This window comes from Bradyrhizobium sp. S69 (assembly GCF_009766005.1).
Taxonomy (GTDB): Bacteria; Pseudomonadota; Alphaproteobacteria; order Rhizobiales; family Xanthobacteraceae; genus Bradyrhizobium.
The window spans coordinates 198,229-225,182 of record NZ_LMUK01000024.1 but is presented as its reverse complement, the minus strand read 5'-3'; the positions used below and the strand labels follow the sequence as shown (position 1 = coordinate 225,182).

The 26,954-nt window shown below is 61.5% G+C and carries 25 protein-coding genes; 14 read left to right on the top strand and 11 right to left on the bottom strand.

Annotated features, from left to right (window positions below; all coding sequences use genetic code 11):
- Positions 1 to 269: 269 nt before the first annotated feature.
- Positions 270 to 839 carry a hypothetical protein gene (locus tag GSQ88_RS08830; protein ID WP_159007163.1) on the top strand — a complete coding sequence of 190 codons (570 nt, stop codon included), beginning with the start codon at positions 270 to 272 and terminating at the stop codon, positions 837 to 839.
- A 391-nt stretch (positions 840 to 1,230) separates the two neighbouring features.
- The gene (locus GSQ88_RS08825; protein ID WP_159007161.1) at positions 1,231 to 2,424 is read left to right on the top strand and encodes a hypothetical protein; all 1,194 of its coding nucleotides are present in this window, start codon (positions 1,231 to 1,233) and stop codon (positions 2,422 to 2,424) included.
- Positions 2,425 to 2,506: 82 nt separating this feature from the next.
- Here the strand turns inward: GSQ88_RS08825 and GSQ88_RS08820 are convergent, their stop codons facing one another.
- Positions 2,507 to 3,178 carry an SGNH/GDSL hydrolase family protein gene (locus GSQ88_RS08820; protein WP_246735142.1) on the bottom strand — a complete coding sequence of 224 codons (672 nt, stop codon included), beginning with the start codon at positions 3,176 to 3,178 and terminating at the stop codon, positions 2,507 to 2,509.
- A gap of 414 nt (positions 3,179 to 3,592) precedes the next feature.
- Between GSQ88_RS08820 and GSQ88_RS08815 the strand changes: the two genes are divergently transcribed.
- From GSQ88_RS08815 to GSQ88_RS08805, 3 genes are all read left to right on the top strand, one after another.
- Positions 3,593 to 4,177: a protein-S-isoprenylcysteine O-methyltransferase gene (locus GSQ88_RS08815; protein ID WP_159007159.1), complete on the top strand. Its 585-nt coding sequence runs from the start codon at positions 3,593 to 3,595 to the stop codon at positions 4,175 to 4,177.
- A gap of 189 nt (positions 4,178 to 4,366) precedes the next feature.
- Positions 4,367 to 4,570: a hypothetical protein gene (locus tag GSQ88_RS35570; RefSeq protein ID WP_159007158.1), complete on the top strand. Its 204-nt coding sequence runs from the start codon at positions 4,367 to 4,369 to the stop codon at positions 4,568 to 4,570.
- A gap of 67 nt (positions 4,571 to 4,637) precedes the next feature.
- The gene (locus tag GSQ88_RS08805) at positions 4,638 to 5,342 is read left to right on the top strand and encodes a hypothetical protein (RefSeq protein ID WP_159007156.1); all 705 of its coding nucleotides are present in this window, start codon (positions 4,638 to 4,640) and stop codon (positions 5,340 to 5,342) included.
- Positions 5,343 to 5,829: 487 nt separating this feature from the next.
- Here GSQ88_RS08805 and GSQ88_RS08800 read toward each other — a convergent pair whose 3' ends face one another.
- Entirely contained in the window at positions 5,830 to 6,051 is a 222-nt protein-coding gene (locus GSQ88_RS08800) for a hypothetical protein (RefSeq protein WP_159007154.1), read from the bottom strand.
- Between the two features lie 130 nt (positions 6,052 to 6,181).
- Here GSQ88_RS08800 and GSQ88_RS08795 point away from each other — a divergent pair, with 130 nt between their 5' ends.
- From GSQ88_RS08795 to GSQ88_RS08760, 8 genes are all read left to right on the top strand, one after another.
- Positions 6,182 to 6,529 (top strand): winged helix-turn-helix transcriptional regulator, encoded by a 348-nt coding sequence (locus GSQ88_RS08795; protein WP_159007153.1) that lies wholly within the window; start codon positions 6,182 to 6,184, stop codon positions 6,527 to 6,529.
- A 360-nt stretch (positions 6,530 to 6,889) separates the two neighbouring features.
- Positions 6,890 to 8,209, top strand: a complete 1,320-nt coding sequence (locus GSQ88_RS08790; RefSeq protein WP_159007152.1) for an ABC transporter substrate-binding protein — start codon at positions 6,890 to 6,892, stop codon at positions 8,207 to 8,209.
- Between the two features lie 76 nt (positions 8,210 to 8,285).
- Positions 8,286 to 9,149 (top strand): ABC transporter permease, encoded by an 864-nt coding sequence (locus GSQ88_RS08785; RefSeq protein ID WP_159007151.1) that lies wholly within the window; start codon positions 8,286 to 8,288, stop codon positions 9,147 to 9,149.
- Complete coding sequence (locus tag GSQ88_RS08780) at positions 9,146 to 10,039, top strand: ABC transporter permease (protein WP_159007150.1); 894 nt, start codon at positions 9,146 to 9,148, stop codon at positions 10,037 to 10,039. The genes GSQ88_RS08785 and GSQ88_RS08780 overlap by 4 nt, the downstream gene beginning before the upstream one ends.
- A gap of 9 nt (positions 10,040 to 10,048) precedes the next feature.
- On the top strand, positions 10,049 to 11,161 hold the full coding sequence (locus GSQ88_RS08775; RefSeq protein ID WP_159007149.1) for an ABC transporter ATP-binding protein: 1,113 nt from the start codon (positions 10,049 to 10,051) through the stop codon (positions 11,159 to 11,161).
- Positions 11,162 to 11,225: 64 nt separating this feature from the next.
- On the top strand, positions 11,226 to 12,242 hold the full coding sequence (locus GSQ88_RS08770; RefSeq protein WP_159007148.1) for an alpha/beta fold hydrolase: 1,017 nt from the start codon (positions 11,226 to 11,228) through the stop codon (positions 12,240 to 12,242).
- 254 nt (positions 12,243 to 12,496) lie between these two features.
- The gene (locus GSQ88_RS08765; RefSeq protein WP_159007146.1) at positions 12,497 to 15,985 is read left to right on the top strand and encodes a hybrid sensor histidine kinase/response regulator; all 3,489 of its coding nucleotides are present in this window, start codon (positions 12,497 to 12,499) and stop codon (positions 15,983 to 15,985) included.
- Positions 15,982 to 16,884 carry a response regulator transcription factor gene (locus GSQ88_RS08760; protein ID WP_159007144.1) on the top strand — a complete coding sequence of 301 codons (903 nt, stop codon included), beginning with the start codon at positions 15,982 to 15,984 and terminating at the stop codon, positions 16,882 to 16,884. The genes GSQ88_RS08765 and GSQ88_RS08760 overlap by 4 nt, the downstream gene beginning before the upstream one ends.
- Positions 16,885 to 17,130: 246 nt before the next feature.
- Here GSQ88_RS08760 and GSQ88_RS08755 read toward each other — a convergent pair whose 3' ends face one another.
- From GSQ88_RS08755 to GSQ88_RS08745, 3 genes are all read right to left on the bottom strand, one after another.
- Complete coding sequence (locus tag GSQ88_RS08755) at positions 17,131 to 17,970, bottom strand: transporter substrate-binding domain-containing protein (protein WP_159007142.1); 840 nt, start codon at positions 17,968 to 17,970, stop codon at positions 17,131 to 17,133.
- Positions 17,971 to 18,281: 311 nt separating this feature from the next.
- Entirely contained in the window at positions 18,282 to 19,331 is a 1,050-nt protein-coding gene (locus GSQ88_RS08750) for a malate/lactate/ureidoglycolate dehydrogenase (RefSeq protein WP_159007140.1), read from the bottom strand.
- 1,000 nt (positions 19,332 to 20,331) lie between these two features.
- Positions 20,332 to 21,456, bottom strand: coding sequence for an IS110 family RNA-guided transposase (locus GSQ88_RS08745; protein WP_159007138.1), 1,125 nt, complete (start codon positions 21,454 to 21,456; stop codon positions 20,332 to 20,334).
- Between the two features lie 319 nt (positions 21,457 to 21,775).
- On the opposite strand from GSQ88_RS08745, the gene galE reads away from it, so the two are divergent.
- A complete protein-coding gene (gene galE, locus GSQ88_RS08740; protein ID WP_159007136.1) occupies positions 21,776 to 22,882 on the top strand; it encodes a UDP-glucose 4-epimerase GalE in 1,107 nt (368 codons plus the stop codon).
- Between the two features lie 12 nt (positions 22,883 to 22,894).
- On the opposite strand, the gene GSQ88_RS08735 is transcribed toward galE, so the two are convergent.
- The 6 genes from GSQ88_RS08735 to GSQ88_RS08710 are packed head-to-tail and all read right to left on the bottom strand — an operon-like array spanning position 22,895 to position 26,897.
- On the bottom strand, positions 22,895 to 23,497 hold the full coding sequence (locus GSQ88_RS08735; protein ID WP_159007134.1) for a DUF1989 domain-containing protein: 603 nt from the start codon (positions 23,495 to 23,497) through the stop codon (positions 22,895 to 22,897).
- Positions 23,498 to 23,507: 10 nt separating this feature from the next.
- Complete coding sequence (locus GSQ88_RS08730) at positions 23,508 to 23,900, bottom strand: RidA family protein (RefSeq protein ID WP_159007132.1); 393 nt, start codon at positions 23,898 to 23,900, stop codon at positions 23,508 to 23,510.
- Positions 23,901 to 23,915: 15 nt separating this feature from the next.
- Complete coding sequence (locus GSQ88_RS08725) at positions 23,916 to 24,701, bottom strand: amino acid ABC transporter ATP-binding protein (RefSeq protein WP_159007130.1); 786 nt, start codon at positions 24,699 to 24,701, stop codon at positions 23,916 to 23,918.
- Between the two features lie 7 nt (positions 24,702 to 24,708).
- Positions 24,709 to 25,365, bottom strand: coding sequence for an amino acid ABC transporter permease (locus GSQ88_RS08720; protein ID WP_159007128.1), 657 nt, complete (start codon positions 25,363 to 25,365; stop codon positions 24,709 to 24,711).
- On the bottom strand, positions 25,362 to 26,009 hold the full coding sequence (locus GSQ88_RS08715; RefSeq protein ID WP_159007126.1) for an amino acid ABC transporter permease: 648 nt from the start codon (positions 26,007 to 26,009) through the stop codon (positions 25,362 to 25,364). The genes GSQ88_RS08720 and GSQ88_RS08715 overlap by 4 nt, the downstream gene beginning before the upstream one ends.
- A gap of 27 nt (positions 26,010 to 26,036) precedes the next feature.
- On the bottom strand, positions 26,037 to 26,897 hold the full coding sequence (locus GSQ88_RS08710; RefSeq protein ID WP_159007124.1) for a transporter substrate-binding domain-containing protein: 861 nt from the start codon (positions 26,895 to 26,897) through the stop codon (positions 26,037 to 26,039).
- Positions 26,898 to 26,954: the final 57 nt, after the last annotated feature.

Sequence of the window (26,954 nt, the reverse complement as noted above, 5' to 3'; positions counted from 1 at the left end):
AACTTTTCGTGCGCATCAAAAAATCGCGAGCGGTCGATGATGAAGCCGTATCGGGCAGCCACGGAACCGGTTTCAAGGCTTTGCATCGAAGTGCGGACGCTAGGGAATTTGTTGACGGGCCAGAGAACGGCAACTAGAAGCGTGTCTAATTATTTCGTGGCTATTGCAGGATTATGATGCGCTGTTCCAAGGTTTACTCGGTTTTGCTTGCGTCTTTCGTTTTTTGTCAGCCTTGCATTACCTTCACCACTCCCGTTCAGGCCCGTGCGTTGCATCGGCACCATCTGGTTTCGTCGGCGCGTTCGACCCAGGTGGCTGCGCCGGTGCGTCCGCACCAGCGGGTTTATTTGCTGCGTGGCTTTCTGAACGTATTTTCATTGGGCATGGATCAGCTCGCCGCTGAACTGCGCCAGCGCGGTGTCGAGGCCGTCGTCGGAAACCACTCGCTTTCCGACGCGTATGCCAGCGAGGCGGCGGCGGATTGCAAGGCTGGGCGGATCAACTCCATCGCCATTGTCGGTCATTCATTGGGCGCCGGCGCGGGCGTCGAGATGGCCGACGAACTCGGGCAGGCCGGCGTCAGGGTCGGTTTGGTCGTCACGGTCGATCCGGTCAGTCGAACCAGCGTTCCGGCCAATGTGCGCACCCTGGAGAATTTTTACGTCTCCGGCGGGGTTGGGCAAACCGTTGCGCGTTCCAGCGGTTTTCGCGGCTCGCTGCAGAACATCGATATGAGGGCTGAGCCGGGCGAAGGCCATGTCGCTTTGGCGGGCTCTGCGCGCGTCCACCGGGCGGTGCTGGGGCTGGTCCGGGCGGCAGCCGGCGTCAGTTGCCGGTAAGCAAGCCTTCGGATAAACCCGATCGCAGTTGACCATGAGCTGAGGAGGCTGACGTCGGGGAGAATCCCCCCGCGCTGCTGCCAGCGACGGATCATATCGGGATGCTTCTCCTCCCTCATCCTGAGGAGCATCGCACTTGCGATGCGTCTCGAAGGATGGCCGCACCGCACGGACTCACCGCCATCCTTCGAGACGCGCGCAAGAGCGCGCTCCTCAGGATGAGGTCGAGTTTGAACCGTTTGGTGTTATGTAATCGATCGACTAGAGCGTTTTCGAGCGAAGTGGACGCCGGTTCGCGTCAAGAAAACGCGTCAAAACAAGAGCCTAGAGCCTTCTCGGTTCTGATTCCATCAGAACCGAGAAGGCTCTAGCATATTGGAGCCAAAAGGAGATGATCGGGCGGCGACATGTCTTTCATATCGGTGGCTACGATCCGATAACGCCCGAACAGCAGGTCGAACGCTTTCGCCGGTCACTTTCGGCCTTCAAGAAAACCTGGAACGTTTCGTCGCAAACCTCGGCGCTGCTCGATTGCTCTGATGTCAGCGCGTCCTGGCAGTCGCAGGCCTGGGGGCCGAACTGGAGGACCGAGACGACTTTCGAGATGCTGCGCTGGGATGATCTTGTCCTGCGCGAATCCCGGCGAGGAATGCTGTCGCGTCTCTATCATTCCATGTTTGCGTTATTTGACTTCTTCGCGACCGGAACCTGGTTTCGCTATGTCGGCGCAAATTGGAAATACGCCGGCTTTTTCATCTTTCCGTATGTCTCGGTCGCGCTGTTCGGGTTGGTCGGCGCCGGGCTCGCTGACGCGGTAACCCGGCTGTCGGGTTTGACGGGTGTCGCGGCAGCGATTGCAGGCATCTTGCTCGCGGTCGTGATTTTCCTCGTGCTGATGCACTGGCTCGGCCCGCGCCGCAGGATCAATCACGCGCTCGACGACAATATTTTTTCCCGGCAGCTGCTTCGTGGCCAACAACCTGAGATGGAGCAGAGGATCGACGATTTCGCAGGCAAGATTCTTGAACGGGTCCGCAAGGCCGATGTCGACGAAATTCTGGTGGTCGCTCACTCGCTTGGCGCCGCGATGGCGCTCGCAGCGGTGGCGCGGAGTTTGAAGCAGGATTCGCAATTCTCCAGACATGGGCCGCCACTGTGCATTCTGACGGTCGGCGCCACGATCCCGAAGTTCGCGTTGCACCCGAAAGGCGCTTCCTTTCGACAGGCGACACGAGCCGTTGCCGGCGAGACCTCGATCCGTTGGGTGGAATACCAGGCGCGTGATGACGTGATCAGCTTTTACCGGTTCGACCCGGTGAGGCTGAAGCGAGTAGGGCGCGAGGAACTGGATGGGCGGCCGAATATCCGCCGCGTGCAGATCCATTCCATGATGGATCCGGCGTCCTTCAGGCGTTACAGGTTCAATTTCATGCGATTGCACTATCAGTTCCTGATGGGAAACGCCCAGCGTGCGCCTTACGACTACTGCATGATTACCTGCGGTCCGCTCGAATTCGACGAGATCACGGCGCCAACCGGCCCTGTCGGTCGATTTCAGGCTGACGGTTCGCTGATCGGGCAGTGACTCTTCGAGCCCGTTCGTTTCCAAGCTCTTTCGTTTCAAGCCTGCCTGTTTCCAAGCCTGCCTGTTTCCAAGCCTGCTTGTTTCAACGCGTGCTTGCCAGAATCGTGCGCGCCAGCGCTCGCCCGATGCAATCGTAGCCTTCGCTCGAATTGTGCAGTCTGTCCCAGGACACGAGCGCGTCCGGCGCAAGGCCGGCGTCGATCGACTTGCGCATCAATGCGAACCGGGAAAACAGGCCGATCCGTTCTTGCTGGGCGACCTCGGTGATCAGGGCCTGCATTCTCGAATAGTCGGACGCCAGCACCATCGGCGTGTATTGCAGGTCGATCAGCACCACATCGGCGCCGCTGGCCTTCAGCGCGTGGACGGCTTGAACGACCTTGCTCTTGAGCTGGTCGTCGACATGGCCGCCCCAGGCGATGTCGTTGGTGCCGAGCTGCCACAAGATAAGATCCGGCGCGAATGCGAAAACGTCGCGTTCGAAGCGGGCGATGTTATCGGGAATGGTGTCGCCGACGCGACCGCTGTTGACGACGCTGATCCTGGCGTTCGATTGCAGCCGCTCGATCTCCCGTCGCATCACCTCGGGATAGGTTGCCGCCGGACGAAGCTCCCAAAGTCCCACGGTCGAGGACGAACCGATGGCAACGATCTTGAGTGGCTCGCCGGATTTCAGATGGTCAGCGGTGCGCGGCAAACGCGCGCCCAAGGAAAGGCTCGAATTCGCAGCGAGGCAGATTTCCGCGGCGGACATGTTCGCCGCGGCCTGCGCCGACGCACGTTCCGTTGCACAACCCAGGATCGCGGCGCCGAGGTAGGCTATTTGGCAGCACCGGGTGAAGGTATCCTTGATGGAGCGGGAACCGTTGACAAAAAAACCTGGTCCATTGCCGCTCGACATGGGCCGGTACCTATGGATGGCCATGGTCATCGCGAAACTGCCTCAACGCGTGCGACTGCGGCTTAAGACTAATCATGCGGCCTGCCCACATACAACGTACCGTGTCCTCAAGGCAAAGCCGCCGGGTCGTGTCAGCCGGCCAAGAGAGACCTGACCACGGGACCTGACCACGAGACCTGATCCAAGAAAACTGCATTCGAGTGGCGCTGATCGGCAAAGTTGCCTAAAGCAGGCCCTCACTTGAACCAGCCCAGGCTGAGCGGCGTCATGACACCTGCGTTCTCAAAATTCGTTTTCGTGATGCTGGCCATCGGCTGGTATGCGATCCGCTACAAATATGCGAGGCGTTCAAATCGCACGCCGGTCGCGCGCAGCGCCCGAGGTCCGCGCGAAACCGCGCTGTTGCTGATATCGCTGACCGGGCTCGGCCTGTTGCCGGTCCTGTATATCTGCACCGGCATCCCGCATTTCGCCGATTATGCGTTCCACCCGGTTCAAGCTTGGCTGGGCCTGCTGTTTGCGATCGTCTCGCTCTCGATGTTTCAACTGACGCACCGGGCGCTCGGCCGGAACTGGTCCGTCAGCCTCGACGTGCGGGTCGATCACCGGCTCATCACCGACGGGGTCTACCAAAAGGTCCGGCATCCGATGTATTCGGCCTTCTGGCTTTGGGCCTTTGCCCAGGCGCTCCTGCTGCCGAACTGGGTGGCGGGGCTCTCGGGCATTGTCGGCTTCGGGGTTTTGTTTTTTGGCCGCGTCTCGCGTGAGGAGCGAATCATGCTGGACACTTTTGGCGACCAATATCGCGAATATATGGTGCGGACTTACCGCGTTTTACCGAAAGTTTACTGATGGCGGCGCTTGCGGTCGCGAATATCAATTCGGCCGCGCCTGACAGTCGTGCGGTTCGTGCCTTTTCTGCAACATTTGGCAAAAAAGGGGGGTGGGCGGCGGTGGTGTTGAGCTCTGTTAATTGCATCGCAACGGCGGAGCGGTTAACGATTAACCGAGACTTGGGACACCCATTGCTGGAGGATTGCTATGTTGAAAGTTGTGATTATCGGAGCCGTCGCTACCTTCGCCGTCGCTAGCGTTGCTCGCGCTGCTGACCTTCCCCGCCCGCAGCCCGTCTACTCGGAAGCTCCGATTGGCAAAGCGCCCATCGGCAAGGGTCCGATTGGCAAGGGCCCGATCGGTAAGGGTCCGATTGGCAAGGCTCCGGCTCCGATCGTAACCAAGGGCTAATTGCCCTGGGAATGCCTTTGACGGGCAGGGGCTGCTAGATTCGTTGTCTTGGTCCGGCGAGGGTTAAATGACGAGAGTGATCTGGGGAAAGATAGGTCCACGATTGGTTCTGGGGGCGCTTGTCCTCACAGCCACCGTGGGTCTGGGAACTGGAAACAGTGTTGCACAGCAGGTTGCTGCCAGCACTGATCAGCAGGATCCCACTCCGCACAAGCCGTCAGCGAAGCGCAGTGTCGTCGCAGCGGTTGCTACATCAGATGCGGTTTCACCTTCTAATGAGGTGAAGCCGGTTCGAAGGTCCCAGGCTGGCGTCTCCGCCAAAGGGCCTTATTACGTCGATTTCCGCGCGCGCACTGCCGCTACCTATGGTCATGCCTTTGTTTGGTTCGGCAAGACCACCGACAAGAAGGTCGAAGTCGCCGGCTTGTGGCCGCAGGGCGACGAGGTTCCGTACATGCTGGGGCATCTGATGTGGGTGCCGGCGGGAACGGGAGCCACCTATGGAGACCTGGACGTTCAATATCTGACGGCCAGCTACCGGGTTTATCTCAGCGAAGCCGACGCCATGAAGACGTTCGCTTATATCAAGCATCTTCAAGAGACCAATCCGCTCTGGAATGCCGAGACCACCAATTGCACCTCATTCATTGGCGAGATCGCGTCCTTCATGGGCCTGAAGACGCCGTTCCATTTGCAGAAGCCTGAGGCTTACGTGAATCAGCTCAGGGAACTGAATGGCGGTCGCCAATGGGCCCAGCTGAGCCCCGGATAGCCCGCAAGGCCTAAGGGATTAGCAGCCGACAATTCGACGTAAATGAAGGCGCGTTTGGCTTGGGCCAGGCGCGCTTATTTGTTTGGCGGGCAACTTTGTTCGAGAAACTTTCCATTGAAGCCTCGTTGAAGCCTTGCGGAACGCGCGGGCCATTGGAACCGACCGCTTCGACGGCTCGAAGTCCTGGATCCAAACGTTTGATTGGCTGGCCTGGGCGCTGCGGGCGCGCCGCGGCTGCCATGCCGTCGCTCCTCCAGGAAGGAGCCTATCGGCCCCCATGCGGCGGGCCAGGCAAGCCCCGCCGCATGGTTCGGCACGACGATATCGGGAATTGTCGATGACTGCCCCGGCGCCGCGCGTCCATAGCCCCGATTGGGCGTGTTCTTGAGAGGCTGCGTACTCGCCAGCCCGCGCTGCCGCCGGGGATCGAACCCGCGCGGCCACAAGATCGCTACCCAAGCAGGCCGTTGTCAGCCTCCGCTATTGCTTACTGGCACGGACCGGGAAGATTGCCGCACATGCCGTAGACGGTGGTATCCCGCAACTGCTCGTTGTTGGAGTTGCGGAACTGGTCGTTGGTCAGAGCAGCCCGACTGATTGCCTTATGGGCATGGTGATGTCCGACGGGATGCTGCGCCGCAGCGGCGATTTGGACCGACGACGCCGCCATCAGTGCCGAAAACAGAATCGTAACAAGGGTCTTGCGCATTTGGCTCTCTCCATAATCTTGCATATCACGTCGATAGTGACTATTAAATACGAAGTCAATTGCCGAAATCGTGAATTCCCGAAAAATCGAAGTGAGTTGCCAAAATCGTGATCGCTGGATAGGTTAGGCCATGCAAAAGCAGTATGACGACGACTGCCCGGTGGCTTGCACACTCAGTGCGATCGGATCGACCTGGACCTGCCTGGTCCTGCGCGACCTGCTGGTTCACGGTGCGAGGCGCTTTCAGGACCTCCAGGATTCGCTGAGTGGCATCGCACCGACGACGTTGTCGGAGCGCCTGAGGACGCTTGAGCAACATGGCATCGTGGAGCGGCGTTTCTATTCGATGTCTCCGCCGCGGGCCGATTATGTGCTGACCGACAAGGGGCGCGACCTCGGCCCGATCCTCGTTGCCATGCAGGCTTGGGGACAAAAGTACGCGAGCCCACCGATGGTCGTCGAACGATCTGCCGGGTGATGGGCTTTGTCGCTGCGAATCGCGCCTAGATGACGATTCGAAGATAATCATTCCGCGCTAGTCCCGATCTCGCCGTTGAATTGCGACAGCGCTACCACACGCGCACCCCGAGCGGCTCTGTCACCGCCGACCCGGGGATGAACGCAATTGCGTTCACCCGACCCTAGTCAAATGACTACTATCGGCTGACGTCAGCCTCCGTAGACTTCATGTCACGGTGCAACGGCAACAGCATCAACCTAATAGCCAAGCGAAATTTACCTGCCCTTGGGGGGCGATCGACACGTGCGACGAAGTTCGTTCGCGCGCGCGAAAATTTGCGGCCAAATTTCACACGCGAATCAGGAAAAGGGGAATCGGATGAAGGATCCAACCAGGAGCTCGAACGGCAAACGCGGCCTCAGTCGTCGTTCGCTGCTGAAGGGAGCGGCCGCAGCCGCTGGTGCTGCGGCGGGAAGCGGCACGATCACCGGTTTCCCCACCATCTGGGCGCAGGAGATCAAGGACATCGAATTGCGTCATGTCGGCGTGTCCTATTCCGTGGTGAAGGCGATCGGCGACCAGGCGGCCAAGGATCTCGGCTTCAAGGTGACGATGCAGAATCTCGACACCTCGGCCGCGATCAATCGTTTCATCACCCAGCCGAACAGCGTCGACATCGCCGACCTCGAGGGCTGGCAGGCCAAGCTTGCCGCCAAGCGCGGCGTCATCCAGGGCATCCAGGCCAAGAAGATCAAGGAGTTCGACAATTTCCTGCCGATCTTCACCAAGGGCGAACTCGACGGCAAGAAGATCCCGCGCCAGGGCATCTCGCCGTACGAGGCGCTCTATGTCGAAAAGCCCGATTCGACCGAGTTGCACGACGGCGTCACCGAATGGCTGACCAACGTTCCCCAGGTCTACAACGCCGATTCGATCGGCTACCGCCCCGATCTGGTCGGTCACACCGTGACCGCGTGGAAGGATCTGATCGATCCGAAATTCAAGGGCAAGGCCGCCATCCTGGACGTGCCGGCGATCGGCATCATGGATGCTGCGCTGTGCTTTGAAAGCGCGGGTCTGATCAAATACGGCAACAAAGGCAACATGACCAAGAAGGAGATCGACTTCACCTGCGACAAGCTGATCGAGCTGAAAAAGGCCGGCCAGTTCCGCGCCACCTGGACCACCTTCGATCAATCGGTGCAGCTGATGGCGGCCGGCGAAGTGGTGATCCAGTCGATGTGGTCGCCCGCGGTCGCCGCTGTCCGGGTCAAGCAGATTCCCTGCACCTATGCCCCGGTCAACATCAAGGACGGCAAGGAAGGCTATCGCGGCTGGTGCAACGGCATGGGCCTGATGAAGCACCTGACCGGCAAGAAGCTCGATGCCGCCTATGAATACATGAACTGGTACATGTCGGGCTGGCAGGGCGCCTTCGTCAGCCGCTACGGCTATTACAGCCCGGTGCCCTCGACCGCCAAGAAGTTCATGACGCCGGCCGAATACACCTTCTGGTACGAGGGCAAGCCGGCCCCCGAACCCGTCACCGATCCGTACGGCGTGCCGATGGAAGTGGCCGGCACCGTCCGCGACGGCGGATCCTTTGTCGATCGCGTCACCAACATCTCGTGCTGGAACACGCTGATGGACGAGTCGGCCTACATGAACAAGCGCTGGAACGACTTCAAGGTCGCCTGATCCACGCTGCTTGCCCATTCCCGGTCGGCGTTTTCGCGCCGGCCGGAGCATTTGTCGATTTCCACCGAGAGAATCTATGACCGTTTCCCGACCGCTCGTGGGCTGGCTCTATATATCGCCGCTGATGCTGGTGCTGATTCCGTTCTTCGTCCTGCCCATCCTGGTGGTGCTGGTGGCGAGCGTGTTCGAAACCGACGGCTTCGGCGGCCTGATCCCGACCTTTACGCTGGCGAACTACCGCAACGTGCTGACGTCGGCGTTGACCTTCAATCTCTACTACGAAACCGTGAAGTTCACGGTGCTGACCTGGTTCTTCACTCTGATCCTCGGCTTCTTCATCGCCTATTTCCTGGTGTTCCACGTCCGCAACCCGCTGCTGGCGATCGGCCTGTTTTTGATCTGCACGGTACCGTTCTGGACCTCCAACATCATCCGGATGATTTCCTGGATTCCGCTGTTGGGCAAGGAAGGCCTGATCAACTCGGCGCTGCTGCGCATCGGCCTGATCCACGAGCCGCTCACCTTCCTGCTCTATTCGAGCTTTGCGGTGGTCGTTGCCTATGTGCATCAGCTGACGATCTTCATGATCGTGCCGATCTTCAACTCGATGGCCCGCATCGACAAGCGGGTGGTGGAGGCCGCGGTCGATGCCGGCGCCAGCCGTTTCGATATCATGCGGCTGATCGTGGTGCCGCTGTCCAAAAGCGGCATCGCGCTCGGGTCGATCTTCGTGGCCTCGATCGTGATGGGTGATTTCTTCGTCACCAAGGTGATGTCCGGCGGCAGTTCAGCTTCAGTCGTCGGCGCGTTCTACGAGGACATCTCGGTGCTGCAATATCCGAGTGCTGCGGCCAGCGCGGTTGTCCTCACCGTGATCCTGCTGGCGATGGTGTCGCTGATCCTGCGCACCGTCGATATCCGGAAGGAAATCACGCAATGAGCGCGGCCCAGCAAGCAGCCGCGCTGGCGCCGGCGCGCGCAAAACAGCGGGCGATCTCGCCGAGCCGCGGTGGCCGGCCCTGGACCTTCTACCTGCTGGCCACGCTGTTTACTTTTTACGTCGTGGCGCTCTATGGCCCGATGATCTGCATCTACATCCTGTCGTTTCAGGATGTGCGCGGCGGCCTGGTGTTTCCGATGAAGGGCCTGTCGCTGCACTGGTTCGTCGATTTGTTCACGCAGGTGCGAACCGGCGACGTCAAGGGCGCCTTCGACCGCTCGATCAAGCTCGCCATCCTGGTGACGATCATCACCGTGGTGGTCTCCTTCATGGCCGCGATGGCGTTCCGCCGCCGATTTCCCGGCGACAATGTCGTGTTCTCCCTAATGATCGGCAGCCTGGTGGCGCCCGGCCTGGTGCTTGGCATCGGGGTCGGACTTCTGTTCAACGCGCTGGGCATCGATACCTCCTGGTACGGCTCGGCGCTCGGCGCGCAACTCTCCTGGACCTTGCCGTTCGGCGTGCTGGTGATGTTCGCGGTGATGTCGCGTTTCAATCCGGCCTGGGAAGAGGCGGCGCGCGACCTCGGCGCCACGCCCTGGCAGATCATCCGGCTGGTGATTATTCCGGTGCTGGCGCCGGGCCTGGTCGCGGTGGCGCTGTTCGGTTTCACGCTGTCCTACGACGAGTTCGCCCGGACGCTGCAGACCGCGGGGCCGCAAAATACCCTGCCGCTGGAGATCTGGAGCATGACCCTCAACGTCACCTCGCCGTCGCTGTACGCGCTCGGCACGGTGACCACCATCATCTCCTTCATCATCATCGGGACGGCGCTGGGCGCCATCGTGCTGATGCAAAAACGGCGCGGCGCTCGCGTCGGCGGACATTGAGGATAACCTATGGCGGTTTCGCGCGGCGATATCGAACTGGCAGGCCTGAGCAAAAGCTATGACGGCGTCCACTCCGTGGTGCACGGCATCAACCTGAAGATTCCGGACGGCGCCTATTGCTGCTTCCTCGGACCGTCGGGCTGCGGCAAGACCACGATCCTGCGCATGATCGCGGGCCACGAGGATCCGACCGACGGCGAAATCGTGATCGGCGGCGAGAACGTCGTTGGCCTCGCGCCGGTGCAGCGCGGCACCGCGATGATGTTCCAGTCCTATGCGCTGTTTCCGCATCTGAGCGTTCGCGACAATATCGCCTTCGCGCTGCGGGTGCGCGGCCTATCGAAAGCCGATCGTTACCGGCAGACCGATGCGATGATCGAGAAGGTGCGGCTGACCGAACTCGCCGACCGCCTGCCGGCGCAACTTTCGGGCGGCCAGCAGCAGCGCGTGGCGCTGGCGCGTGCCGCGATCACCGAGCCGCGCGTGCTGCTGCTCGATGAGCCGCTGTCGGCACTCGACGAGCAATTGCGGGTGCAGATGCGTCTGGAGCTGCAGCGCATGCAGCGCGAGCTCGGCATCACCTTCGTGCACGTCACCCACTCGCAGCTCGAAGCCATTGCGCTGGCCGATATGGTGGTGGTGATGGAAGCCGGCCAGATCAAGCAGGCCGGGCCCGCGCGGGAAGTCTATGCCAGTCCCCGGGATCGCTATGTCGCGGAGTTTCTCGGCGGCCAGAATGTGCTGTCGGGCAAGGTCGAGACCATCGAGGGCGGCCGGCTGATGTTCGCGCAGCCCGATCGCAAGACGCTGGCGGCGCCGCTGCGTGGCAATGCGCGGATCGGCGTCGGCGACCGCATCGATGTCGCGGTCAGGCGCGACGACATCGAGCTGTTGCGTCCCGATGCCGAGATCTCGCCGCAGGACCGGTCGGCGCTGTCGAGTCGCGTGCTTGCGATCGAATATCAGGGATCGTTCGTCAAGGTGATGCTGGATGCGATCGCCGACGAGGAATTCGTCGCCTATGTGCCGGAGCGGGTTTTCTTCAGGGATCCGCTTGTCATCGGCGACGTCGTGCTGGCGACATGGGCGATCGATCATGCCCGTCTGCTGGAGCGAACCTGAAAATCGACACCACCACCGCCTTCAATCGTCAGACGCCTAACCGCAGCAGCAAGAGGAGATTTAGATGGCCGACTACGAAATATTCGAGCTTGGCGACGTTGTCCTGCAATCCGGGCAGACCATCCGCGGGGCCCAGATGGCCTACAAGACCTACGGCAAGCTCAACGAGGCCAAGGATAACGTCATCGTCTATCCCTGCTGGTATTCGGGAACGCATCTCGAAAACGAGTGGCTGATCAGCGAGAGCATGGCGCTCGATCCGCGTAAATATTTCATCATCGTTCCCAACATGTTCGGCAACGGACTGTCGTCGTCGCCGAGCAATACGCCGGCGCCCTACAATGCCTCGCGTTTTCCGAAGGTCACGGCCTACGATAACGTCGTGCAGCAGCACCGGCTGGTGACCGAGAAATTCGGCATCAGCAAGATCAAGCTGGTGACCGGTTGGTCGATGGGCGCGCTGCAGACGTTCCATTGGGGCGCGATCTTCCCCGACATGGTGGAGCGCATCCTGCCGTTCCAGGGATCGGCCAAATGCTCCCGGCATAATTTCGTGTTCCTCGAGGGCGTCAAGGCGGCACTTCAGGCCGATGCCGCCTTCGCCGACGGCTTCTACAAGGAGCAGCCCGCCAAGGGATTGCGCGCCGCGTCCCGGGTCTATGCGGGGTGGGGATTTTCCCAGACCTTCTATCGCGTCGAGGCCGATCTCAAGAAGATGGGCTACGCCTCGCTGGAAGATTTTTTGGTGGGGTTCTGGGAGGGCTGGCTGCTTTCAAAGGACGCCAACAATCTCCTGACCATGCTCTCCACCTGGCAGAACGGCGACATCTCCAACAATCCGCTGTACGGCGGCGACTACAAGAAGGCGCTCTCGTCGATCAAGGCCAAGGCCATCGTGATGCCGGCCTCGACCGATCTCTATTTCCCGCCGGAAGACAGCGCCTTCGAGGTCGAGAACATGCCGAACGCCGAGTTGCGGGTGGTCAAGACGTATTGGGGTCATTTCGCCGGCGGACCCGGCACCAGCCCCGACGACATCAAGACCATCGACGCCGCGCTCAAGGAGCTGCTTGCCAGCTGATTTGCGCAAACCCACGCCAGGCAGTGCCCTTTGTTTGGACGTTATGGGGCTTTCGACGGCATCAACGCCCGCGCGCGCCGCATCCGGCGCGCGTTGGCGGACAATAGGTCGCGGATGACTGCGGCGCGATATACGTGGATTTACCCTCTTGTAGGCAATCGCATTCGACTAGGCTGGTTTCGGCGGTCGTGGCCATGGCGTGAAGCGACCATGGTGTGAAGCTGCGAAAAGAACGTCCGCGGGGGTCATGACTGATGTCGGCGACACAACGGATCGTGCGTGTCCGGCGACAATACAATCAATGGGTCGCCGATCAGTCGCTTGAGGACTATGCGCTGCGCTTTACGGGCAGGGTGGCGCGCCGTTGGTCGCATTTTCGCGTCGCCAACACCGCCGTTGGTTCGATCTCATTCCTGGCGCTGGAGGCGATCGGCGGCCTGATTACGCTGCAATATGGCTTCACCAACGCGATCTGCGCCATTGCCGTGGTTTCGACGCTGATTTTCTTGAGTTCGCTGGCGATTGCCTATTACGCTGCGACCTACGGCCTCGACATCGACCTTCTGACCAGGGGCGCAGGCTTCGGCTATCTCGGCTCCTCGCTCTCGTCGCTGATCTACGCGATCTTCACCTTCGTGTTCTTTGCGATCGAGGCCGCCATCATGGCCGTCGCACTCGAAATGGGGTTGGGGATTCCGCTCCAGGTCGGCTACGCGCTGTCCTCGCTGATCATCATTCCGCTGGTGGCCTATGGCATCACGCTGATCAGCCGGCTGCAATTGTGGACCCAGCCGCTCTGGACCGTCCTGCAACTATCGCCGTTCGTGGCGCTGGCCATCATGGCGCCGGACAATTTCCGGAGCTGGATCAACTTTGCCGGTGTCGATGGCATGAAGCCCGCATTCGATTTCGTACTGTTCGGCGCCGCCGCATCGGTGATCTTCTCGCTGATGGGACAGATCGGCGAGCAGGCGGATTTCCTCCGATTCATGCCGCCGCGCGATCGCAGCCGCTTCGACTGGCGCTGGTGGAGCGCCACGCTGATCGGCGGTCCCGGCTGGATCGTGGTCGGTGCGCTGAAGATGCTGGCCGGATCGGTGCTGGCGGTGGTCGCGATGCGTCACGGCCTGACGCCGCAATATGCCGCCGAGCCGGTCGAAATGTATCGCGTCGGCTTCAGCTATCTGTTCCATTCGGATCGCCTGATCGTCGCCGCCACGGTGCTGTTCGTGACGCTGTCGCAGATCAAGATCAACGTGACCAACGCCTATGCCGGCTCGATCGCGTGGTCGAATTTCTTTGCCCGCATGACGCACAGCCATCCCGGGCGCGTGATCTGGCTGGTCTTCAATGTGGCGATCGCGCTTCTGATCATGCAGCTCGGCGTCTATCACGCACTCGGTTCGATCCTGGCGATCTATTCCAACCTCGCGGTGGCCTGGATCGGCGCGCTGACGGCCGATCTCGTCATCAACAAGCCGCTCGGCCTCAGCCCGAGCGGGATCGAATTCAAGCGCGCTTATTTGCCCGGGGCCAATCCGGTCGGCTCTGGAGCGATGATGTTCGCAAGCTTCCTGGCGTTGCTGACGTTCTCCGGCGCGCTCGGCGAAGACATGGAAGCGCTGTCCGGCTTCATCGGATTGCTGACGGCGTTTGTCCTCACCCCGGTGCTGGCGTTTGCAACCAAAGGCAAGCATTATCTGGCGCGGGTGCCCGACCAATCGCCGCCCTCATTGGTTCGCCGCACCTGCTGTATTTGCGAACACACTTTCGATGCCGAGGACATGGCGTCGTGCCCGGCCTATGACGGGCCGATCTGTTCGCTGTGCTGCACGCTCGACGCGCGCTGCGGCGATCGCTGCAAGCCCGGCTACAGTCTCACCGAGCAGATCTCCGGCGTGCTGAAGGATATCGCGCCGAAGCGGGCGGTCGGCGTCACGCTTGAGCGCTTCGCCCGCTACGCCATCGTGTTCTTCTCGTTGGCCCTGATGATTGCCGGCGTGGTCGCGTTCGTTCACGTTCAAACCATCCTGGAGGACGGCAACCGGGCCGACGTGATCTGGTCGATGTCGGTGCACACCTTCTGGGTCTTCGCGATCGTGGGCGCCGTGTCGGCCTGGATGATCGTGCTGGCGCGCGAGAGCCGCACCCTGGCGCAGGAAGAATCCGAGCGGCAAACCACGCTGCTGATGGAGGAAATCGACGCCCATACCCGCACCGACGCGGCGCTTCAGGCGTCCAATGCCGAACTGCAAAAAGCCAAGGATGTCGCGGTCGCGGCCAATCTCGCCAAGAGCCGCTACATGATCGGCATCAGCCATGAATTGCGCTCGCCGCTCAACGCGGTGCTGGGCTATGGCCAGATATTGACCAACGACTCATCCATCCCGGCGCATCGCCGCAGCGCCATCAACGTGGTTCGCCGCAGCGCCGAGCACATGTCGGGCCTGGTCGATGGCCTGCTGGATATTTCGAAGATCGAATCCGGTCAGCTTTATCTGCGGCGCGAGGAACTGCATCTACGAGAATTGCTGGAACAGCTCGCGGATATGTTCCGGCTCCAGGCCAATACCAAGGGCCTGGATTTCAATTTCGAGATTCTGGACCCGCTGCCGGCCGCGGTGTACGGCGATGGGCGGCGGCTGCGCCAGATCATCATCAACCTGCTGTCGAATGCCGTCAAATACACCCAGCGCGGGCAGGTCACTTTACGTATCCGCTACCGCAACATGTTCGCCGAAATCGAAGTCTCCGACACCGGGTTCGGCATTCGCCCCGAGGATCAGGCGCGGATCTTCGAGCCGTTCGAGCGCGGCGAACAGCCGAACGGCGCGGCGGTCCCGGGCACCGGCCTCGGCCTCACCATCACCAAGATGCTGGTCCAGGTGATGGGCGGCGAGATCAATCTGACCAGCGAGCCGGACAAAGGCAGCGTGTTCAAGGCCCGGCTGCTGCTGTCCGAAGTCACTTACCCGACCGCGCCGCCGAAGCCGCATACCGATATCAGAGGCTATCGCGGCCGCCGGCGCTCGATCATCGTCGCGGACGACGACCGAACGCATTGCGCCATCGTCACTGAAGTGCTGGGCCCGCTCGGCTTTTCCGTCATTGTCGCCGATTCTGGCATCGCCTGCCTGAACATGGCGCGCGAGCACCAGCCGGATCTTGTGCTGCTCGACGTCGCGATGCCCGGCATGAGCGGATGGGATGTCGCCGCCGAGCTTCACGAGCGGGTGTCGCCATCGTCGCGTATCGTGATGCTCTCGGGCAACGCTTTCGAGATCGATGCCCATCGGGGCCGCATCCGGCATTACGACGCGGTACAGATCAAGCCATTCTATATCGGCAGCCTGTTGCAAACCATCGCCGATCTCCTGGACATCGAGTGGATCGTCAAGCCGGGATCCGATATGTCGGACGGCGAGCAGCCGATCAACGGGGCCGCCCACGACGTCGAGGCAACGGTTATGTCAGGCAAAAATCTGGCAGGCCAAGATCTGGCAAGCAAAGATCTGGCGGACAAGAATCAAAGGATGCCGGACCTGCGTGAGCTGTTGGATCTCCGTCAACTGGGCGAGATCGGCTATGTCCGCGGTATCCGGGAGAAACTATCGGATGTCGCCTCGCAGTCGCAGGACTACCGCTGGCTGGTCGATCGCCTCGAACCGCTGTCGCGCGACCTGGATTTCCCGCGCTATATCGCGCTGCTCTCGGAACTGATCGAGCAGGAGCAGGGCGCATGAAGAGCCGCGAAACGGTCCTGATCGTCGATGACTCGGTGGAATCGCTGAACTTCCTCACCGACGCGCTGGAAGACGCCGGCTTGACCGTGCTTGTTGCGCTCAACGGGCTGGCTGCGATGGCGCTGGTCGATCGCGTCGCGCCTGATATCGTGCTGATGGATGCCGTGATGCCGGGGCTGGACGGCTTCGAGACCTGCCGCAGGCTGAAGGCCAGCGCATCCTTTGTCGATCTGCCGGTGATCTTCATGACCGGCCTGAGCGAGACCGAAGATATCATTCGCGGTTTCGAGGCCGGCGGCGTCGACTACGTCACCAAGCCTATCATTCCCGGCGAACTGCTGCCGAGGATCCAGCGCCACCTCGCGACCGCGCAAAGTGTCCGCAGTGCGCGGGCCGCGCTGGATCTGACCGGACGTTTTCTGATTGCGGTCGATAGCACCGGCCGCACGGTGTGGAGCACGCCGCAGGCGACCCGCCTGCTCAAGGAGGTCCTCAACTATGAGGACACGGCGGCGTTTACCGTCCCGCTCGAACTCGCATCCTGTTTGAACCCGCCGTCCAACGGGCAGGCGTCCAGCACCAAGATGAAGGTCGGCGACCGCGCGATCGAGATCATCTATGTCGGCAAGGTCTCGGACAGCGAAATCCTGCTGCGGCTGGCGCTGGTCGAAGCCGCCGCCGACAAGTCGGCGCTGCGGCGCGCCTTCGCGTTGACGGACCGCGAGACCGACGTGCTGCTCTGGATCGCGGCCGGCAAATCCAATCGCGATATCGCGGAAATCCTCGGGCTCAGTCCCCGCACGGTCAACAAATATCTCGACCAGATCTATCTGAAAATCAGCGTCGAAAACCGCGCCTCCGCCGCCGCCAAGGCCGTGCGCGTGCTGACGGGACTTTAGCCTGTGAAGCCATCACCGCCGTCATCCTGAGGAGCGGCGAGACGGCGCAAGGGCGCCTCCTCACCATGAGGCCGCGCAAAATGCGAAACCGTCATCCTGAGGTGCGCGCACTTTCTTGCGCGCCTCGAAGGATGGCCGCACGCACTGCGCTGAACACCATCCTTCGAGGCGCGTCGAAGACGACGCGCACCTCAGGATGACGGCCGAGGTAGCTTCACAGGCACAACCTGCGTGCGCCTGTCCGTTTCAATCCCTCGCGGCTTTCACCGCGCCCTTCAGCCCTGCATTGGCCTCGATCTGCTCCAAGAGTCCGCTGGACTGGACGTCGCGCACAAAGCCATCGAGCAGCTCGCGTGCGGCCTCGCGCCCCTTCGGAACCGCGATCGCCATATGCTCCTGGCCCCAATTGTCATCCAGCACCCGCGCATCGGGTAGCGACTGCGACATCTGGAACAGGATGGCCTTGTTGGTGGCGTAGACGTCGAGTTCGCCATTGCGCAGCGCGTTGATCGCGCCCGCGACGCTTTCGGCGGAAGTGATTTTCGCGTTCTTGAATCTTTCCGACAGAACCCGTTCCGAGGTGCCGCCTTTGGTGACGCCGATGCGGATGCCGGGCCCGTCGATCTGCTCGGCCCGAACGATCGCGGAATTGGCCGGAACCAGATAGCCAAGCTCGACCGATAACAGATTTTGGCTGAAGCTCACGTCGTTGGCCCGCGCCGCCGTGGCATTGGTGACGGTGAAATCGACCTTGCCGTCCTTGATCGCAACGACGACGTCGGCGATGCGCTGGAACGGGACATATTCGACCGGCACGTTCAGTCGCGCGGCGAATTCCCGCCCGAGATCGTAGGTCACGCCATGGATCTGCTGGGTGTTGGGATCGGTCACCTGCGAGGTCGGGCTGCCCGGATAGACCCCGACACGCAAATGACCGGATGGCGCCAGCACGTCCTTTTCGCCGGCGGCACCTGCCGGCCCCGCGCCAAGCGCGCCGCCGACGATCAGGAGTGCGAGCGCAATCCCGGCGAAGCTGGCGCGCCGCGCACGTTGCTGTCCCGGCGAGCAACGGTATGACGAACGCATGCGATGTCTCCTTATCATTCAGTAATTGAGTCGGTCTGGCCCGGTATTTGAGCCCACCTCTCCCCGTCGGGGAGAGGTCGATTTGCTCCCGGCGATGCGAAGCATCGTCCGGTGCAAATCGGGTGAGGGGCGTTTAACGAGAGGCCGTAACCCCTCACCCCAACCCTCTCCCAGTCGAAGTCGGATATATCCGACTTCGACAAATATTAATGCCCAACTTGGGTAAACCCGAGTTGGGTGGGAGAGGGAGCGCGCTCCCGTTGCCGCTATGGCTTGATCTAATCTCATTATGCTTTAGGCCGCCGCTTCAACTATCGGCCGACCGGAATCTGATAGCGTTCGGCGATCGCCGACAATTGGCTCCAGGTCTCGTCATCGACCTCGATGCCATGGGCAAGACGCTGGGCGCGCGCGATCTGCTCCGGCTCGCCGGCGACCAGCACCGGAAGATCCGGGTCGGAAGGCTTGGCCGACTTCACCCATCCGATCATGGCGTCGATCTCGGCCATCATGCTGTCGCGCGCGGAAAGCCGCGCGGGGTCGATGACGATGCTCAGCATGCCGTTGATGATGCCACGTTCCGGCGGCGTGCTGGTGGTCACGCTGGCCGAGCCGACAATGGCGCCGGCCAGAATTTCACAGACCAGCGCAAGACCAGAGCCCTTGTGCTCGCCGAACGGCAACACCACGCCGCGCGGTTCGGTGTACATCACGGACGGGTCGGTGGTGGGATGGCCGTCGTGGTCGAGCATCGCGCCGTCGAGCATCGGCTTGCCGGCATTGTGCGCCACCCGCACCTTGCCCATCGCGACACGGCTGGTGGCGAAATCGAGCAGGATCGGCTCGTTGCTCGCCGTGCCGGGAATGGCGATGCAGACCGGATTGGTCAGGAAGCGGCCTTCACGGCCGCGGAACGGCGCAACCGGCGGCGGACCGGAGGCGACGTTGACGAAGTGCATCGCCACCATGCCCGCGCGCGCGGCAATCTCGCCATAGGTGCCGACCCGACCGATGTGGTGCGCGTTGCGCAATCCGTTGACCGCGACGCCATGCTGCTGCGCGGCCCCGATCGCCCATTCGACCGCCTGACGGGCGACCACCTGGCCGTAGCCGGCATGCGCATCCCAGACCGAGATCGTGCCGGTGTCCGAGACGATCTCGGGCTTCTGGTTGGCCTTGAGCGTCCCGGCCTCGAAGTCGCGCACATAGGCGACCAGCATGCCGACGCCATGGCTGTCGTGGCCGCGCAAATTGGCTTCGACCAGATGCTCGGCAACGATGCTGGCTTCGTCGGGTGAACTGCCGCCGGCCGCGACGATGCGATTTGCCAATGTGCGCAGCCTGGCGTGGTCGATAATCATGTTTTCTCCTTTTTGCTCTTGCTTGTCGGGTGGCCGCAATCTGCGCCGGCCCGGCCGGCCTGACAAGCGGCCGACTGATTTTGGAAGGACAAGGGCGTCGAAGCAGCAAATAAAACTTGACAGCATTTCGGTGAGTTGCCCGTCGTGCCAATGTGTCGCAGCGGTCGCGCTTGATCGTCAAGGCAAATCAGCTTCACTTCTTGTGCCATCCCGTCCCACCAGAGGGGCGTATGCGCATTCGTCACGAAACGCGGGTCGGGGTGCGATGGACGCGAAAGCTGCGACTGACGAGCGCGGCTGAAGCGGACGGCAAAGTCGTGTGGTCCTGACGCCCCAGTGGCTGGTGTCAAGTTCGCAGGAAGCTCGCGCTTCCTGGGAATGACGGTGACAAACAAGCCAAGGTCTCGCCGGGGAGAGCACGATATAAGCTGTAACACCATTGCGCAGGGAAGGCCGGACTGCTTCCGCTGAACCTGTATGCTCGTGTGCGTTTTCTACTCTGCTTTTGCACACGGGACCGCGGGTGCAGCGCGCACCCGGTCTTCCCTGCGCCCTCTCTTTTTGGGGGCGAAATGAATTTACAAAACTCGGGCGAAATGCCGTCGCGAGAACGCGGAGTCATGGTCGTAGCCCGGATGAGCGAAGCGATATCCGGGGATTCGGCGTTTCCCGCATATCGCTCTGATGTCCTTCGTCAAGTGGTTTGATCATGAGTTGTCGGCTCCCTGCGAATTTCGCTGGAGCGTGCGGTAGGGATGATCGTGCAACGGTGGAGGCAAAGCCTGAAGACGTCGGTGATCAAACTCTGATACGCGGGTTTAAACCGCAGTTCCGAGATTTCGTCCGGGGCTTTCCGCTGTCTACGCGCGGGCGTCGATCGCTTGATCGGCCACAAAGCGATATCGGGAATTCCCCTGCCGTGGCTTCGCCCCCGCCGTTGCACGATATTTGTCCGGATTGCGGTCCGGGTGCTGGCTCCTTGTCAGGTCTGTCGATGTATTCACACCGCCGGCGTTGCAGGCGCGCCGACGGCGCGGCTGACGGCCCAAATGAAGCCCGACAGCTCACGCGCAATCGCGGTCACCACAAGTGTCGGCCGTTTGCCGCGCCGTGCCAATGCGCGGTAGCGCGCGGTCAGGCGCGCCTGCGCCTTCCAGGCGATCTCCCGGACGGCGGGTGGTGCGGCTTCTACCTTGGCAAGCTTCTTCTTGCCGACGCGCGGAGGATGACGATAGCTCCAGGAGCACTCCACCAGAATGCGCCGTGCCCGATGATTGCCGGCCTTGGTGATGCCGCCGCGCCAGACCCTGTCACCGGTCGATGCTTCGCCCGGCACCAGGCCGAGATAGGCCATCAATTGGCGCGGGCTGGCAAAGCGCGACAGATCGCCGATCTCGGCAAGAAAAATCGTAGCCGAAATGAGATCGAGACCGCGCACGGCCATCAGTGCCGTCACCACCTTTGCAAGCGACCATTCCGGCACTGCCGCGGCGATCGCCTTCTCGAGCCGGATCACGCGCTCATCGGCTTGCCGCACCGCCAACAGCATCTCCTCGAATGCGATGCGCTGTTCGCGGTGGGCGAGCTTCTGGCTTACCAGCCAGTTCATATGGGCCTTGGTCCAGGTTCGCTTACCCGCAAAATGCCGACCGAGTCGCAGCAGCAGCGACAAAACTTGCTGGCGTTTGGATTTGAGGTCGTCGACCGCAGCCTCGCGCGACCGCACCAGATCCCGCATCGCCTCGTGCCGCGCATCCGGTACCCAGACCGCAGTCAGTTCGCCCGCGCGCAGCAGCTTCGCCAGGTTGAGCGCGTCGCGCCGATTGGTCTTCACCCGGTCGCCCGGCTTCTTCGGGATCAACGATGGCGCCACCACCACACACTCGTGACCGAGTGCCTTGATCAGCCGGTGCAGCCCATACCCCGTCGGCCCGGCTTCATAGCAAAACGTCAGTTGCCGATGCTGCGCCGCAAGCTTCTTCACCAGCTTGCGCGTCGCCGCCTCCGTGTTCTCGATCTCGCCATGATACCGGACCTCACCGTTCCGCCCACCTTCCGCAACGGCCACTGCATTGCGAAGCTTCGATGTATCGATACCTACAAAGACTTCGTTATAATCCGCCATGACTCGTCCTCCTTGCGTGAGGCTCTACCCAGCCTATCCGGGCAACCCTCGCTTGCGCATCGAGGGCGAGTCGCCTCAATCTGGGAAGGACATACGGTCTTCGCTCATCCGGGCTACCGGCTACCGGCTTACGCTGCCGCCAGCGAGAACTATACGCTTCATGGATGCCGCCGCGAAAACTTTATCGATTTCCAATACGGATGGTCAGTGCTGAGGCGCTAAAGACGATTAGCCAACGTCGAGACGGATGCCGCGAACTGCGCGTTGATGAGCGGCGGAAAAGACGTAACGGGTTAACAAAGAGTTTCGGAATTTTGCGATGAGTGCGATGAAGTCAGTCTTGGTCACCGGAGGCGCCGGCTATATCGGGGCGCATTGTTGCAAGGCGCTGTTCGAGGCCGGCTTCAATCCGGTTTGCTATGATAATTTTTCAACTGGGCATCGCGCGTTCGTCAAATGGGGCCCGTTGGTCGAGGGCGACGTTTGCGATCATGACAGGGTGGCTTCAGCGCTGCGCGAACATGACGCCATCGCGGTCATTCACTTCGCGGCGTTCAGTCTGGTCGGTGAATCGATGTCCGATCCGCAGAAATATTATCAAAACAATGTAGTGGGGACCTTGGCGCTGCTGCAGGCGATGCGGCAGGCCGGATGCGGCAATCTGGTTTTCTCCAGCACCGGCGCGGTTTACGGCAACGCCGACGACAAACCGATCCGCGAAGCCCAGGCCGGCCTTCCGATCAATCCCTACGGCCATTCGAAATGGATGATCGAACAAATTCTGCGGGATTATCGCGCGGCCTATGGCCTGAAATCGTTCAGCCTGCGCTACTTCAATGCGTGCGGCGCCGATCCATCAGGCCTGGTCGGCGAAAAGCGTGATCCCGAGACCCATCTCATCCCGCGTGCGATGATGGCGCTGCAGGGCCACGCCGCCGATTTCGCGATCTTCGGCAGTGACTATCCGACCCCGGACGGTACCGCGATTCGCGACTATATTCATGTCACGGACCTCGCGGCCGCGCACATCCTGGCGCTCAAGCGATTGCTCGGCGGCGGCGTCGGCGGATCCTTTAACCTCGGAACGGGCAACGGATATTCGGTTCGACAGATTTTGTCGGCGATCCATGCCGGTGTCGGCAGGCCGGTGCCCGTGCTGCTAAGGGATCGCAGGGAAGGGGATCCCGCTGTGTTGGTCGCGGATCCGACCGCCGCGTTCGAAGCCCTGATGTTCCGGCCAAAATTTTCCGATCTTGCAACGATCGTGCGGACCGCGTGGGGATGGCACCAGAAGGCCCATCCGATGAAGGGGCCGGAAGTTCGAGCGCACGAGCGCGCACCTGGTCTTTCAGACGCGTCTGGCCTTTTAGACGCGCCGGGTCTGGTGCCGGTTCTGTCGCCGGTTCATGCCGCTTTGGAGGAATAAATCGATCGTAGCCTAGCCGATCGTAAAATGAGCCTCGACCGGCTTGCCGGCTTTGCCATTGATCGGCAACACGTCCTGCGGGCAGGCGGAAAATGCGATCACGAGGTCCATTTCGGCGCGCAAGCGGACGTAGCTTCCGGGCACGGGGCGCGGCGGAGCCTCGAAACCAAGCATTCCTTCCGGCGACCACGGAATGTTCATGAACAGATTGAGCGGGCTTGGGACTTCCGGCGGAACGAGGCCGAGCTCGGCCATCGCCGCCAGGAAATTGTCGGTGCAATTATCGTGATAGCCCTCGACGCCGAGGAAAGCGTAGCGGTAGCGATCGCAGGCGGCGATCAGCGTGTCGTGAATCCCGCCGGAAGTGTCTTCGGTCAGCGTCAGGATCGGGCGGCGCTGGTTGGTGCGCAGGATATCGCCGGGCTTCGGGATCAAATGCAGGCTATGCGCCCGCGTGTGTTCGTTCGACATGAACTCACCGAGATCGGCGCGATTGAACGCCCAGGTGTCGACCACCTGTTCGCCATGGGTATTGATGACGGTGACGGTTTGTCCCGCCGCGACGAAGGCAGCCTTGCCGCGGCGAGCCGGAATTTCGATTCTGGTCTGTGTCATTCTAGGTCCCTCACGATCTCGCGGCAATCATGTCGATCTCGACGATTCCACCGCGGGCGAGGTCGGTGACGCCCACGGTGGTGCGTCCCGGACGCCTGCCGTCGGTGAAGTGCGACGAAAAGATCTCGTTCATCCGGGCGTAATCGCGCTTGAAATCGGTCAGGAAGATTCGCGCGAACACCACATTGGCGAAACTCATCCCGCAACCGGCCAGCACGCGGTTGAGATTGTCCATCACCTTGCGCGTTTGCGCCTCGACGCCATCCGGCATCGGCAGCTCGTCGTCATCCGGGTCGGTGGCAAGCTGCCCCGTGACGAAGAGGAATCCGTTGGCCTCGACGGCGTGGCTATAGGGGGTGACCGGGTTGGGCGCGCCCGGCAGCAGATGGAAGATCGGGTCCATGGTTAATCTCCGGTGTCAGTGTTTTCCGTTCGCGGTATCGCCGGCATAGCGCTGGAGAAACTGGCGGGCCCGTTCGGTTTCCGGTTTGGCGAAAAATTGTTCGGGCGGGCCACTCTCGACGTTCCTGCCGCGATCCAGAAACAACACGCGCGTTGCCGCCTCGCGCGCGAATCCCATCTCATGGGTCACGATCACCATGGTCATGCCTTCATGGGCGAGCTCGCGCATCACCACCAGCACTTCGCCGACCAGCTCCGGATCGAGCGCGCTGGTCGGCTCGTCGAACAGCAAAAGATCCGGCCGCATCGCCAGCGCGCGCGCGATGCCGACGCGCTGCTTCTGGCCACCCGACAGCCTGGACGGGAACGCATCGCGCTTTTCGACCAGCCCGACCTTCTCGAGCAGCGCCAGCGCCTCGTCGCGCACTTCGGCCTTTGGCCGCCGCTGCACCTGAACCGGTGCCTCCATCAGATTTTGCAGTACGGTCAGATGCGGCCACAGCGCGAAATGCTGAAACACCATGCCAACGCGCGTTCTGATCTTCGACAGGTCGCGATCGCTCATGGCGATGCCGGCGCCGCTGACGCCGACCCGTTGGCCGTTCAGATAGATTTGCCCCGCATCGGGCCGTTCGAGCCAGTTGATACAGCGCAGCAGGGTCGATTTGCCGGAGCCCGAGGGTCCCAATACGCAGACGGTCTCACCTTTATCGACCTGCAGGCTGACGTCCGACAAAACCTCGTTCGCTCCAAACCGTTTGGAGACACCCGCGACATCCAGCACTTTATTCAAAGCCGCCATATCGTTGTTACCGCCGCGCTTCGGCCAGACGGCCGACGGAATTCACGCCGGCCTCGACCACCAGACAAAGGCCCCAATAGAGAAAGACCGCGGTAATGAACGCCGCGAACGGCACATAGTGCCTGGACTGAATCGAACTGGCGGCATGGGTCAATTCCGGCAGCGCGATGATGGTGAGGAAAGCACTGTCCTTGATGATCTGGATCGTCTGGTTGCCGATCACCGGTCCGGCCGACAGCAGCAGCGGCGGAAGAATGATGCGGCGGAACAGTTTCAGATCGGAAAAGCCGAACGCGACGCCGGCCTCGATCGGCTCGCGCGGCTGTGCAACCCAGGCGCCGCGCAGGGTCTCGGCCATGTAGGCGGTATTGTAGACGATCAGGGCGAACAGGCCCGAGGTCCAGTTGTCCCAGCGGAGGCCGAGCGACGGCAGGCCGTAATAGACGATATAGGCAAACAGCAGGAAGGGAACGCATCGCATCCCATCGACGAACACGCGCGCTGTTCCCGATACGGCAAGGTGCTTCGACATCAGCGCCGGGGTCAGCGCGAAGCCAAGCAATAGCGACGCGATAGCGGCCAATACCGACAGGATCGTGGTATTCGCCAGCCCGCTAAGCAGCAATGCGCGCTCGGTCCAGACGATGCCGAAATCGTGGATCATGCGGCGGCCTCGGCGGCAGACTGGCGGCGTTCGATCCAGCGCTGCAAGGCGACCAGCGCGAACACGATCGGCGCGTAGAGCGCGATCGCGACCAGAAAAGGCGGTAGCGGGTCGTAGGTCTCGGCGCCTATTCGCACAGCGGCGCGGGTGATGTCGACGACGCCGACCACCGCCAGCACCGGCGTCACCTTGATCAGCAGCGACATTTCATTGACCAGCCCGGGCAGGCTGACCCGCAGGATCTGCGGTAGCACGATTCGCCGGAACCGTAACGAAGCGCGCATGCCGACGGATTGCGCCGCCTCGTATTGGTCCTTTGGAAAATTCATCAAGGCTGCCCGCCAGACTTCGCAATTGAACGCCGAGGTGTTCATGACAAGCGCTGTGATCGCGGCCGAAATCGGATTGATCGGGATGCCGATGTTCGGCAGCGCAAAGAACAACAGCAACAGCAGCGTCACCAGCGGCGTGGCGCGCAGCATGCTGACATAGACGGCGACGATCCGCGCGATGACCGGGACGTTGGCCCAGCGCAGCAGCGCAAGGCCGAGCCCGATCGGCAGTCCAATCAGGATGCCGATCAGCGACAAGGTTATCGTCACTGCGGCGCCCTGAAAGATCGATGCGATGTCGCCGCCGCTCATGACAGGCCAGTTTTGCCGACGCCGCCGTTAGAATTCCGGCTCGAAGGTGACCGGCAGATCCGGGAACGAATCGCCGAACCACTTCTTCTGCAATTCGGCGAAGCGGCCGCTGGCCTTTTCCTTGGCGATGAATTCATTGAAGAAGGCCAGCAGCTCCGTATTGCCCTTGGCCACGGCCCAGGCCGGGAACGATTTTCCGGAGACCGCCTGGCCGAGTTCAAATGCGCCGGGCTTCTCGGCGACAAGCGTTTTCAGGTTGATGACGGTATTGACCACGTAATCGGTGCGGCCGAGCGCGAGATCCTGATAGGCCTCGGGATAGGACGTATATTCAACAACCTTGCCGAGGGTGCCGCCGTCTTTCTTCAGCATCGCATCGAGTTCGGGCAGACGTGCGAGCAGGGCGCTGCCGGCCTGCACGCCGACGGCCTTGCCGCTGAGGTCCTTGATCGCGGAGATGGCGGTGTCTCCTTTGCGCTTGACGTAAAAATGGGTGGCGTCCGCGATCGGGCTGGTGAAGTCCAGCGACTGCTTTCGCTCCTTGGTGATGATCGCAGCCGTCATCGCGATATCGTATTTGCCTGTGCTGACACCGGCCAGGATGCCGGTCCAGGGAATGATCTCCTGCCTGATCTCGAACGGCGCGTATTTGCGCAAATCTTCCACCAATTCGTTGTCGAAGCCGGTCGGCTTGCCGTCCTTGACGAATTCGAACGGCCGGAAATCGTCTTCGGTCGCGACCATGAGATAGCCGCGCTTCTTGATTTCATCGAGCGTGGCAGCGTGAGCCTTGCCGGCGAACAGGGGTAGCGCGAATTGTGCCGTTACCAACAGCAACAGCAGGCGCCTTGAAACAGCACCGAAGCGAGCAGGCGGAAGTCTCGTCATGATAAGTTTCCTTTCGGTTGGGTGCGGCAGGACCACCGGGCCCTGCTGGTTGGGTTA